Origin of the sequence: Staphylococcus pseudoxylosus (assembly GCF_003697915.1) — a bacterium.
Lineage (GTDB): Bacteria > Bacillota > Bacilli > Staphylococcales > Staphylococcaceae > Staphylococcus > Staphylococcus pseudoxylosus.
Genome location: NZ_RCVN01000095.1, coordinates 1 through 238 on the forward strand (window position 1 = coordinate 1; position 238 = coordinate 238).

1 protein-coding gene is annotated in these 238 nt (G+C 37.8%); it reads right to left on the reverse strand.

The window, feature by feature from the left end; genetic code table 11:
• On the reverse strand, positions 1-238 hold a 238-nt coding region (locus tag D9V42_RS14955), incomplete at both ends, for a hypothetical protein (RefSeq protein ID WP_208639107.1).

Consider the following 238-nt stretch of genomic DNA (forward strand, 5'->3'; position numbering starts at 1 on the left):
TCTTGATGAAATCTTTTGCTTGGTCTCCCCAAATTTCATATTCAATAGCAGCTACATTTTTACCATTATTCAAATAAATGTCTGATTCAGTAGCTTGTACTGCCAACGTCCATTGGATAGGGTCGACACCGTCTACTGAATCTGTTTCTGATTCTTTCGTTGGTTCTGCTGTAGGTTTCAATTTAGGATAAACGACTACACGATAACCGTCAATAAACTCTCCTGTAACTTTATCACG